Genomic DNA, 14,459 nt, shown 5'->3' on the forward strand with positions numbered 1-14,459 from the left:
CCCCCTCACTCGCCGGCACTGTGATACGCGTCGAACGTGAGCGTCCGGCGCCCGATCCGGACGACCGTGCCGCTGGTCAGTTCGACCGGTTCCTCGCCCCGCACCGTTCGCCCGGCGCCGTGGGCGGGCCCCAGGTAGGTGCCGTTGGCCGAGTCCTCGTCGGTGAGGCACACCGACCAGTCGACCAGCGTGATCCGGGCGTGTACCCGGGACACCCCGTCAACGTCGTCGTTGAGGAACAGGGGCCTGGCGTGACCGGCCGTCACCGCCGGATGGGACGCCGGGTCGCGGCCGATGATCAGGTCGCCGTCGATCGTGACCGAGGTTCCGTCGTCGAGCACCAGCACCCCCAGGGGCGGCCGGGGCCGGCGGGTGATCTGGCGCGACACCTGCTGCATCGAGATCCCGCAGATGGCGCAGTAGGTCGCCTGCGGGTCGGTGAAATGCCCGCGGGCGCAGAGTACGCCCTCGATCGGGGGCACGAACGGCCGGGGGATCGCGACCCCGCCACCGGGAGTGCGCTGTGGTTGCGGGGGAACCGGCTGGTCGTTCATCGGTTGTCCCCGGTGCGGGGTGGGTGGCAGAGCCGATCCGTAGCTGCGGTCGGGCCGGATCGTCGGCGCTCCCGGGACCGGGCGCTCGGCGGTGATCGAGGTGCCGGCCGGGTCGGGATCGTCGCTCTCGGGCGCCCCGATCAGCAGCCCGGCGCCGTGGAGGGTACCCCGGGACAGGTCGAGGGCGATCCCCTCCTCCGCCGCATCAGGTCCTGTCCCGGGGTGGACGGTGGAGGCGCTCCTCGTCCACAGACGCAGACCCAGCACCGTGCCCTCGAAGCACCGCTCCACCCAGGCGAGTGAATCGGTGCCGCGCAGCATCACGGAACCCTCGACCACGGTGCGGATCTCGGCCTCCACCGCGTCGTGCAGCAGCACGACCAGGCCGCGATCGGTGTCCAGGCCGAGCCCGAAGGCCGGCAGCCGGTGCCGGCTGATCATCGTGGCGACGGCAAGAACCGTCGCCCGGCCGGTGGGGTCGCCCGCCGTGGAGGAGCAGGCCAGCAGGAGTTCGGCGGTGCGGGGATGGGGGGCGGCGTCGATGACGAGGGCCAGACCCGGCCCGCGGTGCACGATCCCGTCACCGGGGAGGACGGTCGTGGTGCTGTGGTCGATGGACATCTCAGATCAGCCTTCCGCCGCGAAAGCGCCAGTGGACGAGGGGGACCCGCATCGGCCCGTTGTTCCAGAGCCAGGTGGACAGCCAGACGGCGGCGAAGAGGATCGAGAACGGGGCGGCGGTGACCCCGGTGGTGTTCGGGATCAGGCCGGCGTCGATCAGGAACCACAGCAGCACGCCCTCGTTGATGCCGTTGAGCAGGGCGAACAGGGTGGGCCAGTCCTTCTCCCAGCGAAACTGCTGCAGGAGGTGGTAGACGAGCTCCCAGCCCAGGCCGATGACGATCACGGCGGCGAGGATGCAGTAGGCGGCGGTGTAGGAAGCGGTGACGAGTGGGGTGACGGCGAGGGTGACCAGGCCGCCGATCACGGCGAGCACCGCGATGCGGGTCTGGAGTCGCCCGGAGAGCGTGAGTAGCACGGTATTTCTCCTTGTCGGGAAGGGGGTTTCAGGGACGGCGGGCGGTCATCCAGCGCCACCACTGCCGGATCGAGCGCACCGGGCCCAGGCGCTTGCAGAAGCCCTGCCGGGCCAGGTCGTCGGCGATCTCCTGGGCGGCGATCTGCAGGCCGAGGAAGGTGTCGACCCCGGGGAAGTAGCCACCCAGGGTGGCGGCGCCGCTGGCGTAGAGGCGGCCGCCTCCCGCAGTACCGCCATCAGTACCGCTCCGGGTACCGCGGACCTCGAAGGTGCGCTCCACGTCGAGACGGTTGACCGGGTTACGCCCGGCCCCGCTGTACCGCATCAGGTCGCCGATCACCCGGTGCTCGGCGATGTCGGCCTCCAGACCGGTGCAGTCGATGACGAAGTCACAGCTGATCTCCACCGCGGCGCGCCCGACCGTGAAACCTTCGGCCGGAAGCGGCTTCAGCAGCATGGACAGGCAGGTCCCCCGGGCCCGCACCAGCTCGGCCTCACCGCTGATCGCCTGGTACCAGCCCTCTTTGCGGCCCCGTCGCAGCTGTTCCATCCAGGAGCGGCGCACCGGGGTCTGGGTGCCGCCGATCTGCTGGTACAGGTCGGCCCGGCGCTCACCTTCCAGCCGGCGCATGCGGGCCTTGAGTTGCCCGCCCCAGGCCGACTTCGGGTAGTTGAAGCCCTGGTGCGCCCAGCCGTGACCACCCCGCCGGCGCATGAACACGCTGCGCCCGTGCGACCCGGCCACGTAGGTGCGGAACAGGTGCACGATGCGCACGTTCGTACCGAGGGCGTCGCGGTCGTCGATCAGCCGTTGCAGTACCCGGGAGGCCACGATGCCGCTGCCGCGGATCACCACCGTGCAGGGCCGGGCCGCGACCTCGCGGTAGACGTGCTCGTGGCCCTCGTAGGCATTGACCACCCGGTGGTGGTCGCCCGTGTCGGCACGGTAGCGCTGCAGGTCGGGCAGGAACTTCAGGCCCGCGTAACCGACCGCCAGGTGCACGAACCGGCTGCGGTAGGCCACCCGCTTCGTGGCCGTGGTGCCCGCCGGAGGGGTCACGATCGTGAAATAGCCCCCGCCGTGACGCCGCCGCGTCATCCGCACCGTGCCCTTGACCAGCATGTCGGCGTACCCGATGCGGTCGTGCTCACGCTGCAGGCCGCGGAACACCTGACTCACCCGCGGTGTGTAGTAGTTCGACAGCACCGGCTCACAGAGCACGTTCCAGACCGGCTTCAGCGAGCGCTCCGCCACCGCCTCACGCATCGCGTAACTGGGGAACCCCCAGAGGTTGTCGGGCATCGAGGCGGAGTCCGAGCGGATCCGCTCGGGGCCGGGGATCTGTGACACCCGGGTCAGGTGCTCGTAGGTCTGCCAGGGCACGTCGAGGTTGGACAGCACCCGGATCGCGTCCGCCGGCACCCCCATCACCCGCAGGTAGTCGACGAGCACGAACGAGCCGATGCCGCCGCCGACGGTCACGAACGGCACGTCGACGACCGGGATCCCGGCCCGGGCCACCAGGTCGTCCGACCAGGTGCCGGTCTCGACCATCTGCGGGGTGAGGTCACCGTGGCCGGTGACACTGCGCCGTTGTCCGGGAGCCGGAGCCTGGAGGTGGGGGAGTCTGCTGGTCACCTGCACGATGAACCTCCTTCTGCGGGCCACGGGAAGTGGCTGATGAGAAGGAGGGTGCGCGACGGCGATGAAGCTTCGCTGAAGGCCCTACCGGCGGGTGAAGCGTTCCACGAACTCGGCGAAGTCCGGGCGGCCGACCGTGGCGGCCTGGGCCCACGACTCGAACTCCAGCACCTCGGGCAGCTCGGAGGTCTCGGACATCTGCACGGCCCGCTTGGCGTCGCGGATCAGGCCGGGGTCACGCCGGGCCGCCTGGTGGGCGAGGTCCGTGGCGACCCGGGCCGGGTCGTCCACCACCTGGGTCACCAGGCCGCTGCGCAGAGCTGTCTCGGCGTTGATGGTCTCGGCCGCGATGATCGCTGCCAGGGCTCGGTCGGCGCCCATCCGCCGGGTCAGGAACCAGCTGGCGCCCCCACCCGGGTGCAGGCCGATGTCCGCGAACGTGACGGCGAACTGGGCACCCGGCCCGGCGATCACGATGTCACAGGCCAGAGCCAGGTTGATGCCCGCGCCGACGGCTACGCCCTGCACCGCGGCGATGGTCGGGATCGGCAGGTCGGCCACTCCCAGAAAGCTGGCGTAGATGCGCTTGAGGTCGTCGCGGATCTGCGCGGTGGGCCGGTTCAGGTCGCCGAACAGGCCGGGGACCTCGGCCCCGGCACAGAACGCCTTACCCTCGGCCCGCACCACCAGGGCCCGGGCCCCGTCGTCGGTCGCCACCCGGGCCACGGCCTCGGCCAGCTCGTCGAGCATCACGGCGGACAGCGCGTTCCGCCGTTTGGCCGCGGCCAGCACGATGTGACGCACCGGGCCGTCCTTCTCCATCCGGACCGACTTCATCGTCCTGCTCCCTCACCGACCTGACGAGACCGACCTGACAAAGACGTCCAAAAGCCATCGTGATCAGGTGAGCCCTCCGGGGAGGGTTCACCTGATCACGAGGAGAGGATCAGGCGAGCTGCGGGGCCACCTCGGCAGCGATCAGTTCCACCTGGTCGAGGTCGGCCAGGTCGAGCACCTGCAGGAACAGGCGCTCAGCCCCCTGCTCGGCGTACTTGCCGATGGCCTCGACGGCCTCGTTCACGGTGCCGACGATGCCGCCGTTCTCGCGCATCTCCTCGACGTCCCGGCCGATCGCGGCGGCCCGGCGCTTCAGCTCGGCGTCGTCGCGGCCCACACAGACCACGGCGGCGGACGAGAACACCGGCAGGTTCGTGCGGCCGGCCTCGGCACAGGCCCGGCGCACCCGCTCGAACAGCGGCCCGACCTCGTCCTGCTTCACGAACGGCGTGTTGAACTCCGCCGCGAACCGGGCGGCCAGGGCCGGGGTGCGCCTGGCTCCCTTGCCACCGACGATGAACGGCAGCTTCTCCTGCTGCGGCTTGGGCAGCGCGGGGGAGTCGGTGAGCTGGTAGTGCTGACCGTCGAAGCTGTAGGTCTGGCCGACGGGCGTGGTGAACAGGCCCTCGATGATCTCGAGCTGCTCGGCCAGACGGTCGAAGCGCTCACCGACCGGCGGGAACGGGATGCCGTAGCCCGAGTGCTCGGCGTCGAACCAGCCCGCGCCCAGGCCGAGTTCGACCCGGCCGCCGCTCATCTGGTCGACCTGGGCCACGCTGACCGCGAGCGGGCCGGGGTAGCGGAAGGTGCCCGAGGTCACCAGCGTGCCCAGGCGAATGGTGGACGTCTGCACCGCCAGACCGGCCAGGGTCACCCAGGCGTCGGTCGGGCCGGGGAGGCCGTCGCCACCCATCGTGAGGTAGTGGTCGGAGCGGAAGAAGCCGTCGTAACCGGCGCTTTCCGCGCACTGCGCAACCTTGAGAAGATCATGATAGGTCGCCCCTTGCTGGGGCTCGGTGAAGATGACCAGACGCATGGTCCTAGCCTTTCAGATGCGCGAGCGGGGCGCCCACGCACCCGGCGATGTTTGTCTATCGGCCCTGGTGGGAACCTCGAAACGGTCTGAAATTAGTTAGATCTCACTATTGACAGATTCCTTGTGAACGGACTGTTAATGGTCGACCATGACGGCATGGTGCCTTCCTGGGAGCGCAAACTGCTGTCCGAGGGGGAGGCTCCGGACCCGCGGTTCACCCTGGCCAACGAGCGCACGTTCCTGGCCTGGATCCGCACGTCGCTCGGCCTGATCGCCGGCGGCATCGGTGCGGACGCCTTCCTGACCGACGTCCCCGATCTCCAACGTGAGCTGCTCAGTTCCCTGCTGCTGCTGATGGGTGGCGCGCTCGCCGTCGCGGCCTACCGCCGGTGGTGGGCGAGTGAGCGGGCCATGCGCTCGAACCAGCCCCTGCCCCTGCTCGGCGCGGTGGGACTGATCGGTTACGGCGTGGGCCTGGCCGCGCTGGTGCTGGTGGCCGTCGTGCTGCTGGCCGGCTGATGGCCCGTACCGGCGACCCGGGCCTGCAGGTGGAGCGCACCACCCTGGCCTGGATGCGCACCTCGATGTCCTTCGCCGTGGTGTCGTTGCTGATGATCCGCACCAGCCGGCCCGAGACCGTGGTCGTGGCCGTGATTCTCGCCCTGGCCGGGCTGGTCGCCAGTGCCGGGCTGGGCCTGGTGCAGCGTTCCCGGCACCGCGACCGGGTGACCGACTTCAACGAGGCCGTCCCGGTGCACGGTTTCCGGGCCGTCGCGGCGGGCACGGTGCTGACCCTGCTCCTGGCCGGGGCCGCGCTCTGGTGCGTCTGGTCGTGAAACCCTAGCTGCGGCGCACGATCAGCAGGGTGGTGTCGTCGGTGCGGGCCGCCGGGACCGAGTCGATGAGCAGGTCGGCCACCGCGTTCAGCGGCAGCGCCCCGGCCACCCCGGCTGCTGCGACCGCGTCGGCGATGCGCTGGATGCCCTCGTCCGGGCTCAGCGACCGGTGCTCGCTCAGCCCGTCGGAGTACAGCACCAGGGAATCGCCCGGGGCCAGGGTGCCCGACCACGACCCGGGCGCCACCTCCACCCCGAGACCGATCGGGGGCCGGGCCGTGACCAGGAGAGGCCCGGCGCCGTCGGCCCGCGCGAGCACCGGGTGCGGGTGCCCGGCCCGGGCCACCTCGAGCTCCCCGGTGGTGGAGTCGTAGAGGGCCAGCACCACCGTGGCCAGGGTGGGGCGGAAGACCAGGTGGGCCAGGGAGTCCAGCCGCGCCAGGGTCTCGGCCGGGGGAGCGCCTTCCAGCAGGTACGCACGCAGGGCCGTGCGCAGCTGGGTCATCGTCGCGGTGACCGAGCTGCCGTGCCCGGTGACGTCACCGACCACCAGGGCCAGCCGGCCGTCGGGCAGCTCGAAGCAGTCCCACCAGTCGCCCGCGAACCGGCCCTCCGGGGCGGGCAGGTAGCGCACCTCCAGCTCGGCGCCCGGTACCGAGGGCAGCCCGGCCGGGCGCAGCGCGTCGTGCAGGTCCTCGACGATGCTGACGGCGTCGCGCTCGTAGCGGCGCATCTGGGCGGTGGCGGCGGTGCCCAGCGCCGTCACGGCCTGCACCTGCCACAGGTTCCAGGGGGTGCTGCGGCCGCGCAGCTTCTCCTCGGCGACCTCGAACGACCGGCGCGGGCCGATCCGGGCGCTACCGTCGGCGCGCACCGTGACGGTCTTGTCGTTCGGGTCACCGGCCCAGCGCACCGTGCGTTCCACGGCCCGCTTCACCCAGAGGATCCAGGAGCCGGGGGACAGCGGCAGCACCAGGGCCCCGGCCACCTCATCGCTGCCCAGACCGGGCCGCAGCGCCTCGAGATGGTCGGTGAAGACCGGGATCCCCTCGGTGCGGGCCAGGGCCGTCGCGATCCGGTCGGCCAGCGCGGCGCCGGGCACCTCGCCCCAGCTCGCCCGGACGGCGCCGTGGCGCAGCATCACCCCGTCGGCGTCGGCCAGCCCGGCGACCAGGGCCAGGTCGGCGGTGGCCAGGGCCTCGACCGGGGACAGCTGCGGCTGGTCCAGCACCGGCAGCAGCCGGTCGACCTGACGCTGACCGGCCGCCAGCCGGGTGGCGTCGTCGGTGGTCTCGCGGGTGGTCACGATCTCCATCGCGGCCTGCACCAGGAAGTCGGCCGCGGCCCGCTCGTCGTGCGAGGGCTGCAGCGGCCCGTCGTAGTGGTGGCAGGCGATCAGGCCCCAGAGGATCCCGCCCCGCACCATCGAGACCGACATCGAAGCCCGCACACCCATGCCCCGCAGGTATTCCAGGTGCACGGGTGACACGCTGCGCAGCGGCGCGTACGACAGGTCGAGCTCACCCCCGTCGTCGTCGGGGGCCCGGGGCACGAGCCGGGCCGCACCGGCGTGCGAGTCGACGATGAAGCGCAGCCGGTTGAGCACGTAGAGCCGGCGGGCCTGGGCCGGGATGTCGGCCGCGGGGTACTGCTGACCCAGGAAGGGCTCCAGGTCGGGGCGGCGCCGCTCGGCGATCACCTCGCCGTTCCACTCCCGGTCGAAGCGGTAGACCATGACCCGGTCGAAACCGGTGACCCGCTGCACCGCGGCGACCAGCCGGTCGAACACGGCGTCGTTGTCGGGGGCCATCCGCAACCGGGCGATCTGCGTGTTCGTCGCCGACAGCGACACCGACCGGCCCAGCGACACGTCGGTCACGGCCTCCAGCTCCACGACCAGTCGGCCCGGACCGGCGTGGTGCACCAGCACGTCGACCGCGCGCCCGGCCCACGGGCCGCCTGCCGGGCCGATCCAGCGGACCGGTTCCAGCAGGTCGTCGTCCGCGACGCGCTGCGCCACCTCCGACCACAGCTGTTCGCCGAGCACCGCACCGGCCGGGGTGCCCGGGGCCGAGGGCGCGCCCGGCACGAACACGGTGAGGTTCTCCGAGGCCGTCAGGAGCGTGTGCCGCTCGGGGTGCACCACGATCATCACGCCGTGCGGCTGCACCGAACCGGGGTACTGGATCGGCTCGCGGGCGCACTCGTCGAGATCGGGTTCGGGAAGAGTCACTGCTGAGAGGTCCTGCCGTCGGAGGTCGGGGTGAGCAGCCAGGCCTCGAAGACCGCGAACAGCTCGGACGCCGCGAGCACGGCCTCGGCCAGCTCGGCGGGGGTCAGGTCGTCGAGGAGGGCCTTGGTCTCGCGCCAGCTCGCGATCCGGCCGGGGTCGTGGGCCAGGCTGGTGCAGGCGTCGTGGGGAACGCCGTTGGCGACGGCGTGCCGGGCGATGACCGAGCCACCCAGGGCGGAACCGTCGAGCACGTAGAGCCGGCCCAGGGCCTGCCCCCGCGTCGTCGGGGCGGGGGGCAGCGGACTGCGGGGCAGGTTGCGCACCTCCTCGTCGGTCAGGCCGAGCGAGCGCAGGTCGGACGCGATGGCCCCGGCCCGGCGGCGGGAGGGCACGTCGGGCGCGTCCTCACCGGAGGCGGCGTGCCCGTCGTACCAGGACCCGAGATCGCGCTCGAGAGGTTCGTGCAGGCCCAGCATGCGCTGCAGCCACCACCGGTGCGTGGCCTGGTCCCAGGCGCGCAGGTCGACGAGGGCGTCCAGCCGCTCGTGGGTCGCGCGGGTGGCCGTGCGCAGGGCCTCGATCCCGTGGCCGCCGGGGGTGTTGGTCACCTACTGCTCCGTCCGTGGTTGCGGAACGCCACGACATCGCCGGTCATGTCGTTCACGTCGAGCGGGAAAACCCTGGTGAGTTAGCATAACGATGCAAGCTGCCCGGGCCCGTGCCATGGAGAAGACCGTGGTCAACGGCCCGGGGCGGAACAGGAGACGGTTGTCCGGCCACGACGCCGCGGGGAGAACAGGAGGCGAAGGTGTCCCGGAACCATCAGGACCACCAGGCCTCGGGGCAGCAGGAGAACGCCCCTGGTGACGTAGTCGTGTTCTCGCAGGGCGATCAGACGCTGGTCATCCTCTACGGGGATGTCGACGTGCGCGTCAGTGAAGACCTGGAGTACGCGGGGCGGTTCTCCATCGACGCCGGCCGGCGCACGGTGATGGATGTGCGACAGGTCACAATGATGGATTCTGTCGGCGTCTCGTTCGTGGTGAGGCTGGCCGCGGGTCTGCGCGCCGCCGGCACGGAGCTCCTGCTGCAGGGGCCCTCGCGTCGGGTGTCCGAGCTGATCAGCCTGGTCGGGGCCAATGACCTCACCCGGTGGCTACCGGAGGAGACGCAGGCCGCCGCCCGGGTGGTGGAGCAGTCATGAGCGCCGCGGTGCTCACGCAGGCCAGGCCCCCGGCCGGGTTCTGGGCCCAGCGGCTCGACTGGGAGATCGACTCGTTCGACGGCTCGGTCGAGGCCCGCACCCAGGCCCGTGACGCAGTGGCTGCCGCCGGCGGGTCGGGTCACGCTTCCCACCCCTCCGGGCACGTCTTCTCGGCGGCCAGCGAGCGGGTGGCCATGACCATGGGCGAGCTCACGGTCAACGGCCTGCGCCACGGTGGCCCGCCGGTCACGGCATCGCTGTCCCGGGGCCCTCAGGGCTGGCTGCTCGTGGTCGCCGACAAGGCCGCCGATCGCGTGCCGGTGCCGCCCGGCGCCGACCTGACCGCCGTGGGGGGGCTCGGGCTGCGCCTGGTGATCTCCATGTCCGTCGAGGTCGGCTGGTGTGTCGAGAAAGACCGCAAACTGGTCTGGGCGCTGGTGGGCGACATGCCCTCACCGAGCCTCATGCACCGGCTCGACCAGGCCACCTCTTAGTACTGCAACAGTTCCCGGGCGGCGGTCGCGCATACCGCGGCGGTCACCCGGTCGAGCACCGCAGACTGCAGTTTCCAGCGCTGCCAGTGCAGTTCGACGCTCGCAGGGCGTTCCGGCGCGAGTGCCACGAGCCGGCCGGCCGCCAGATCCTCCAGACACTGCTGCTCGGGCAGCATCCCCCAGCCGAAACCGGTTCTCACCGCCCGGGCGAAATCTTCCGAGGTGGGCACGTAGTGCCGCGGTGATCGGGGGTCGTGCCCCACGGCGGTGCGCAGGAACGCTTGTTGCAGGCTGTCCTGACGGTCGAAGTCCACCAGGGGGACGCCGTCCAGGCCGGCGGTTCCCGCCTCACCTTTCAGATGCCGGCTGACGAAGTCCGGTGAGGCCACCGCGTGGTATCGCATCGTGCCCAGTCGCACCGATGAACAACCTTGTACCGGAGCCGATTCCGCCGTGACGGCCGCCATCACGGTACCTGAGCGGAGCAGGTCGGAGGTGCGGTCCTGGTCTTCGCGGTGCAGGTCGAAGACCACCGCCGTGTCGTCCAGCACGCCGGCCAGCGCCCCCAGGAACCAGGTGGCCAGCGAGTCGGCGTTGACCGCGAGGGGGATCGAGGGCACGCCGGTGTGGCCGGTGCCGGCCAGGGCCCGCGCGGTCTCCTCCTCCAGCAGAGCAGCCTGCCGGGCGTGCCGCACCACCACCTCGCCGTCGGCGGTGGGCCGGATCGGGGTGGTGCGCCGCAGCAGGATGCGCCCCGCCGCCTGCTCCATCGCCTTGACCCGCTGCGACACGGCACTCGCGGTGATGTTCAGGCGGGCCGCGGCCGCGTCGAACGTTCCCTCGTCCACCGCCGCGAGCAGGGTCTCCAGGTGGTCCCGCTGAAAGCGCATAAGCTCAGCTTAAGCACCTTCAGGAAGATGAGCTGTACTACAGAAGAGGGTGCTCGTAGCGTCATCGGCATGCACCTGATGCCCGCCGTATTCGGCCTGATGACCGGACTGAGCCTGATCGTCGCGATCGGCTCCCAGAACGCCTACCTGCTGCGTCTGGGGATCGCCGGGTCGACGCGGGTCGTGCTGCCGGCCGTGGTGGTCTGCGCGGTCTCCGACGCGGTGCTGATCCTGGCCGGGGTACTGGGGGTGGGCGCCCTGGTGCAGAGCACGCCGCAGGCCCTGACGGTGATCCGGGTGGTGGGCGCCGCCTTCCTGATCACCTACGCCCTGATGGCGGCCCGGCGGGTGATCCGGCCGGACGGTGGGGCCCTGGAGGCGGGGGACGTGCGGGAGGCGGCCCCGGGTGCGGGGGCCCGCCGGGCGGTGCTGACGATGCTGGCCCTGACCTGGCTCAACCCGCACGTCTACCTGGACACCGTGGTCATGCTCGGGTCGATCGCCAACGGCCAGCCGCAGGGGCGCTGGTGGTGGGTGGCCGGGGCCGTTGCCGCCAGCGTGATCTGGTTCACCGCGCTGGGTTTCGGGGCCCGCCTGCTACGGCCGGTGTTCTCCCGGCCGGTCGCCTGGCGGGTGCTGGACGCCTTCGTCGCCATCGTGATGCTGACCCTGGGCCTCCGGATCGCCCTCGGCGTCTAGCACCTGCTGGGCGATGCGGAACGCCGTGTTCGCGTCGGGAACGCCGCAATAGATGGCGTTCTGGAGGATGACCTCCTTGATCTCGTCCACCGTGAGGCCGATGCGCCGCGCGGCCCGCACATGCATCGCCAGTTCCTCATGATGGCCGCGGGCGATCAGCGCGGTGAGGGTGATCATCGAACGGCTGCGCCGGTCCAGGCCGGGCCGGGTCCAGATGCCGCCCCACGCGTAATCGGTGATGAAATCCTGGAACTCGGTTGTCAGAGCGGTGGCCGCCGCGGTCGCGCGGTCGACGTGCGCATCGCCCAGTACCTCGCGCCGCACGGCGGTGCCGGCGTCGATGCGCTGGCCCACGCTCCGGTCACGATCCACGGTTTCCTCCGGAGGTCAGGGTCGATCCAGCCGTTGCAGCCGATGGCAGGGTCGATGCAGCCGATGTCAGGGCCCGCTGGAGGACGTCGTCCACCAGCAGTCCGGTCAGGCCCAGGTAGTCGCGGGGATCGCTGCCGGGGGTGCTCCCGGACAGCTCGCGCATGCTGGCCTGCTCGGCCAGGATCGCCGGGCCCGCGGCCTCGAGGTTCACCAGCATCCGGTGCGGGTCCACCCGCAGGCCGGTCAGTAGTTCGCTGGCCTGCCCGGCGGCGGACACGGTGGCCCGGGACAGGGAGCGCAGGGCGGGCCATTCGGTGTGCCAGGAACCGTCGGGCCGCTCGTCGACGGCCTCGGCCGCGGCCAGGTGCAGCGTGGCTCCCCACTGCGGGGCGCTCAGCGCGGTGCGGCGGATCAGCACCGACAGCACCGGGTTCTGCTTCTGCGCCATCGTCGAGGAGCCCCCGCGCCCGGCCACACTCGGCTCGGCCAGCTCGCCGATCTCCGGGCGCCCCAGCACGATCACGTCGCGGGCGATCCGGCCCCAGGCGTCGCACGCGCCGACCAGCACGTCGCCGGCGGCCGTGACCGGGCCCCGCGCGGTGTGCCACGGCGGTGCCCAGGCCAGGCCGAGCCCGTCGGCCGTGCCCTCGAGCAGCCCGCGCACCGTGCGTCCGGGATCGGCCGAGCCGCTGCCCCGCGCCAGCTCGAGGACAGCACTGAGCGTGCCCGCGGCCCCGCCGAGCTGGACCTTCAGGGCCGGCAGGCGGTCGAGGGCGTCGCGCGCGTCGAGCAGCGCGGTGAGCCACTGAGCGACCTTCAGCCCGAACGAGGTCGGCACGGCGTGCTGGGTCAGGGTGCGCCCGGCCATCGCGGTGTTGCGGTGCTCGCCGGCCAGGGCCGCCAGCGCGAGGATCTGGGTGTCCAGTTCCTCGCGCACCCGCTCCAGCACGTCGCGCAGGCACAGGGCCAGGGCCGTGTCCATGACGTCCTGGCTGGTCAGGCCGCGGTGCACCCACAGGGCCGCGTCACCCTCCAGCATCGAGCGCAGCCACCGCGTCAGCGGGATGACCGGATTGCCCCCGGCCTCGGTGCCCGCCGCGACCGCGGAGGCGAGCCCGTCCGCGTCCGCCATGCCGATCGTCAGGCGACCCGCCGCCCGGGCCGGCGCGATCCCCGCGGTGACCAGCCCGTCCAGCCAGACCTGTTCGACCCGGATCATGGCGGTGAGCAGTGCGGCAGGGGACATCAGCGCGCCCGCGCGCTCGTCGCCGGGCCAGAAGATCGTCACGGGGTCAGTCTGCCCGATGCCCCGGGAATCGCAGGAACACGGTCTCATCCTCGCCCTGGAGTCGGATGTCGAAGCGGTAGCCGGTGGATTCCTCACTCGCGCGCAGGGTGTCGCGGCGGTCCGCGGGAAAGTCGCCGAGGTCGGCGCCGGGCAGGTAGGCGCGGGTGAAGAGGCGGTCGAGCAACCCGCGGGCGAACACGGTGATGGCGAAGAACGGGACCTCGCCGCCGGGTCGCAGCGTGCTGAAGGAGTAGTGACCGGTGGTGTCGGTGCCGGCGCGGCCCCAGCCGGTGAAGGTGAAGCCGTCGCGGCGCAGCGACCCGCCGGAGTGTTCCACCGCACCCGAGGGGCCGGGCTGCCAGATCTCGATCAGCGCGTCCGGCACCGGATTCCCCGCACCGTCCCGCACCGTGCCGTGCAGGCGGACCGCCCCGGGGGTGCCCGGCGGTACCAGGTGCCGGTCGCCGGGGTAGGGGAGCGCGTAACCGAAGAAGGGGCCGACGGTCTGGCCCGGTGTGGCGCGGCGGGTCATGCCTCTCATTCCTCTCCTGCCTCGGTTTCCTCGGGTTCCTCGAACCGGGTGTGGTGGGCGCCGGTGAGCACGATGTCCCAGCGGTAGCCGGTGCTCCACTCCGGGGTGGTCACGTCGTGGTCGTAGCGGGCGACCAGCAGTTCCCGGTCGGCCGGGTCGGTGATCGACTGGTAGATCGGGTCGTAGGCGAACAGCGGATCACCCGGGAAGTACATTTGGGTGATCCGGCGCTGGGTGAAATCCGTTCCGAACAGCGAGAAGTGAATGTGAGCCGGACGCCAGGCATTGCGGTGGTTGCGCCACGGGTAGGGGCCGGGCCGGATCGTGGTGAACCGGTAGGTGCCGTCGGCGCCGGTCAGGCAGCGGCCCACCCCGGTGAAGTTCGGGTCGATCGGCGCCGGGTGCTGGTCACGCTGGTGGATGTACCGGCCCGCGGCATTGGCCTGCCAGATCTCGACGAGCTGGTGGGCGACCGGGTGCCCGTCTCCGTCGCTGATCCGGCCGGTCACCACGATCCGCTCGCCGATCGGCTCGCCGGAGTGCTGGATCGTCAGGTCCGCCTCCAGCGGGTCCACGTCCTGATGACCGAAACACGGGGCCCACCGCTCCACGCCCTCCGGATCGGCGTGGTGCAGGTCTTTGGTCGGGTGACGCAGAAGGCTGCTGCGGTAAGGGGGATAGTCCAGGGCGGGCTGCGCGAGATTGCTTCCCCGCCGGTGGTTCCCGATGGCGGCGATCTCTTCGCTGATCTGGCGCTGCGTGGTGGTCGCGGCATCCGATGACGGCGTCGGCATGCTGGTGAC

The 14,459-nt window shown here is 71.7% G+C and carries 17 protein-coding genes; 5 read left to right on the top strand and 12 right to left on the bottom strand.

Annotation, left to right across the window (positions count from 1 at the left end):
* Nucleotides 1–5: 5 nt before the first annotated feature.
* The 5 genes from QSK05_RS25260 to QSK05_RS25280 form a co-directional block, all read right to left on the bottom strand.
* Nucleotides 6–1,175, bottom strand: coding sequence for an FHA domain-containing protein (locus QSK05_RS25260; RefSeq protein WP_285599807.1), 1,170 nt, complete (start codon nucleotides 1,173–1,175; stop codon nucleotides 6–8).
* A 1-nt stretch (nucleotide 1,176) separates the two neighbouring features.
* The gene (locus QSK05_RS25265) at nucleotides 1,177–1,593 is read right to left on the bottom strand and encodes a hypothetical protein (protein ID WP_285599808.1); all 417 of its coding nucleotides are present in this window, start codon (nucleotides 1,591–1,593) and stop codon (nucleotides 1,177–1,179) included.
* Nucleotides 1,594–1,621: 28 nt separating this feature from the next.
* Nucleotides 1,622–3,232 (bottom strand): hypothetical protein, encoded by a 1,611-nt coding sequence (locus QSK05_RS25270; protein WP_285599809.1) that lies wholly within the window; start codon nucleotides 3,230–3,232, stop codon nucleotides 1,622–1,624.
* Nucleotides 3,233–3,319: 87 nt separating this feature from the next.
* Nucleotides 3,320–4,072 (bottom strand): enoyl-CoA hydratase, encoded by a 753-nt coding sequence (locus QSK05_RS25275; RefSeq protein WP_285599810.1) that lies wholly within the window; start codon nucleotides 4,070–4,072, stop codon nucleotides 3,320–3,322.
* Between the two features lie 109 nt (nucleotides 4,073–4,181).
* Entirely contained in the window at nucleotides 4,182–5,108 is a 927-nt protein-coding gene (locus QSK05_RS25280) for an LLM class F420-dependent oxidoreductase (protein WP_285599811.1), read from the bottom strand.
* A gap of 156 nt (nucleotides 5,109–5,264) precedes the next feature.
* Between QSK05_RS25280 and QSK05_RS25285 the strand changes: the two genes are divergently transcribed.
* A complete protein-coding gene (locus tag QSK05_RS25285; protein WP_285599812.1) occupies nucleotides 5,265–5,627 on the top strand; it encodes a YidH family protein in 363 nt (120 codons plus the stop codon).
* Nucleotides 5,627–5,944 (top strand): DUF202 domain-containing protein, encoded by a 318-nt coding sequence (locus QSK05_RS25290; RefSeq protein ID WP_285599813.1) that lies wholly within the window; start codon nucleotides 5,627–5,629, stop codon nucleotides 5,942–5,944. Before QSK05_RS25285 ends, QSK05_RS25290 begins: the two co-directional genes overlap by 1 nt.
* Nucleotides 5,945–5,948: 4 nt before the next feature.
* Here QSK05_RS25290 and QSK05_RS25295 read toward each other — a convergent pair whose 3' ends face one another.
* Both QSK05_RS25295 and QSK05_RS25300 read right to left on the bottom strand, forming a co-directional pair.
* Entirely contained in the window at nucleotides 5,949–8,177 is a 2,229-nt protein-coding gene (locus QSK05_RS25295; RefSeq protein ID WP_285599814.1) for a SpoIIE family protein phosphatase, read from the bottom strand.
* A complete protein-coding gene (locus QSK05_RS25300; protein ID WP_285599815.1) occupies nucleotides 8,174–8,785 on the bottom strand; it encodes a biliverdin-producing heme oxygenase in 612 nt (203 codons plus the stop codon). The genes QSK05_RS25295 and QSK05_RS25300 overlap by 4 nt, the downstream gene beginning before the upstream one ends.
* Before the next feature lie 200 nt (nucleotides 8,786–8,985).
* On the opposite strand from QSK05_RS25300, the gene QSK05_RS25305 reads away from it, so the two are divergent.
* Nucleotides 8,986–9,381, top strand: a complete 396-nt coding sequence (locus tag QSK05_RS25305; RefSeq protein WP_285599816.1) for an STAS domain-containing protein — start codon at nucleotides 8,986–8,988, stop codon at nucleotides 9,379–9,381.
* Nucleotides 9,378–9,875 (top strand): ATP-binding protein, encoded by a 498-nt coding sequence (locus QSK05_RS25310; protein ID WP_285599817.1) that lies wholly within the window; start codon nucleotides 9,378–9,380, stop codon nucleotides 9,873–9,875. Before QSK05_RS25305 ends, QSK05_RS25310 begins: the two co-directional genes overlap by 4 nt.
* Here the strand turns inward: QSK05_RS25310 and QSK05_RS25315 are convergent.
* Nucleotides 9,872–10,765 carry a LysR family transcriptional regulator ArgP gene (locus QSK05_RS25315; RefSeq protein WP_285599818.1) on the bottom strand — a complete coding sequence of 298 codons (894 nt, stop codon included), beginning with the start codon at nucleotides 10,763–10,765 and terminating at the stop codon, nucleotides 9,872–9,874. The genes QSK05_RS25310 and QSK05_RS25315 overlap by 4 nt on opposite strands.
* Before the next feature lie 69 nt (nucleotides 10,766–10,834).
* Here QSK05_RS25315 and QSK05_RS25320 point away from each other — a divergent pair, with 69 nt between their 5' ends.
* Entirely contained in the window at nucleotides 10,835–11,464 is a 630-nt protein-coding gene (locus QSK05_RS25320; RefSeq protein ID WP_285599819.1) for a LysE/ArgO family amino acid transporter, read from the top strand.
* Here the strand turns inward: QSK05_RS25320 and pcaC are convergent.
* The 4 genes from pcaC to pcaH are packed head-to-tail and all read right to left on the bottom strand — an operon-like array spanning nucleotide 11,363 to nucleotide 14,450.
* Nucleotides 11,363–11,818: a 4-carboxymuconolactone decarboxylase gene (pcaC, locus tag QSK05_RS25325; protein WP_502879826.1), complete on the bottom strand. Its 456-nt coding sequence runs from the start codon at nucleotides 11,816–11,818 to the stop codon at nucleotides 11,363–11,365. The two genes, QSK05_RS25320 and pcaC, sit on opposite strands and share 102 nt — an antisense overlap.
* Before the next feature lie 7 nt (nucleotides 11,819–11,825).
* Nucleotides 11,826–13,172, bottom strand: coding sequence for a lyase family protein (locus QSK05_RS25330; RefSeq protein ID WP_502879823.1), 1,347 nt, complete (start codon nucleotides 13,170–13,172; stop codon nucleotides 11,826–11,828).
* The gene (gene pcaG / locus QSK05_RS25335) at nucleotides 13,129–13,656 is read right to left on the bottom strand and encodes a protocatechuate 3,4-dioxygenase subunit alpha (RefSeq protein WP_285599822.1); all 528 of its coding nucleotides are present in this window, start codon (nucleotides 13,654–13,656) and stop codon (nucleotides 13,129–13,131) included. The genes QSK05_RS25330 and pcaG overlap by 44 nt, the downstream gene beginning before the upstream one ends.
* A 5-nt stretch (nucleotides 13,657–13,661) precedes the next feature.
* The gene (pcaH, locus tag QSK05_RS25340) at nucleotides 13,662–14,450 is read right to left on the bottom strand and encodes a protocatechuate 3,4-dioxygenase subunit beta (RefSeq protein WP_285599823.1); all 789 of its coding nucleotides are present in this window, start codon (nucleotides 14,448–14,450) and stop codon (nucleotides 13,662–13,664) included.
* Nucleotides 14,451–14,459 lie beyond the last annotated feature (9 nt).

Source organism: Kineosporia sp. NBRC 101731 (genome assembly GCF_030269305.1).
Classification (GTDB): domain Bacteria; phylum Actinomycetota; class Actinomycetes; order Actinomycetales; family Kineosporiaceae; genus Kineosporia.

What these genes read in the sequence shown, in the direction of transcription:
- QSK05_RS25260 (WP_285599807.1), bottom strand. Translation starts at nt 1,175, where the DNA reads ATGTCCATCGACCACAGCACCACGACCGTCCTCCCCGGTGACGGGATC.
- QSK05_RS25275 (WP_285599810.1), bottom strand. Translation starts at nt 4,072, where the DNA reads ATGAAGTCGGTCCGGATGGAGAAGGACGGCCCGGTGCGTCACATCGTG.
- QSK05_RS25280 (WP_285599811.1), bottom strand. Translation starts at nt 5,108, where the DNA reads ATGCGTCTGGTCATCTTCACCGAGCCCCAGCAAGGGGCGACCTATCAT.
- QSK05_RS25285 (WP_285599812.1), top strand. Translation starts at nt 5,265, where the DNA reads ATGGTGCCTTCCTGGGAGCGCAAACTGCTGTCCGAGGGGGAGGCTCCG.
- QSK05_RS25290 (WP_285599813.1), top strand. Translation starts at nt 5,627, where the DNA reads ATGGCCCGTACCGGCGACCCGGGCCTGCAGGTGGAGCGCACCACCCTG.
- QSK05_RS25310 (WP_285599817.1), top strand. Translation starts at nt 9,378, where the DNA reads ATGAGCGCCGCGGTGCTCACGCAGGCCAGGCCCCCGGCCGGGTTCTGG.
- QSK05_RS25315 (WP_285599818.1), bottom strand. Translation starts at nt 10,765, where the DNA reads ATGCGCTTTCAGCGGGACCACCTGGAGACCCTGCTCGCGGCGGTGGAC.
- QSK05_RS25320 (WP_285599819.1), top strand. Translation starts at nt 10,835, where the DNA reads ATGCACCTGATGCCCGCCGTATTCGGCCTGATGACCGGACTGAGCCTG.
- QSK05_RS25330 (WP_502879823.1), bottom strand. Translation starts at nt 13,172, where the DNA reads ATGAGACCGTGTTCCTGCGATTCCCGGGGCATCGGGCAGACTGACCCC.
- pcaG (WP_285599822.1), bottom strand. Translation starts at nt 13,656, where the DNA reads ATGACCCGCCGCGCCACACCGGGCCAGACCGTCGGCCCCTTCTTCGGT.
- pcaH (WP_285599823.1), bottom strand. Translation starts at nt 14,450, where the DNA reads ATGCCGACGCCGTCATCGGATGCCGCGACCACCACGCAGCGCCAGATC.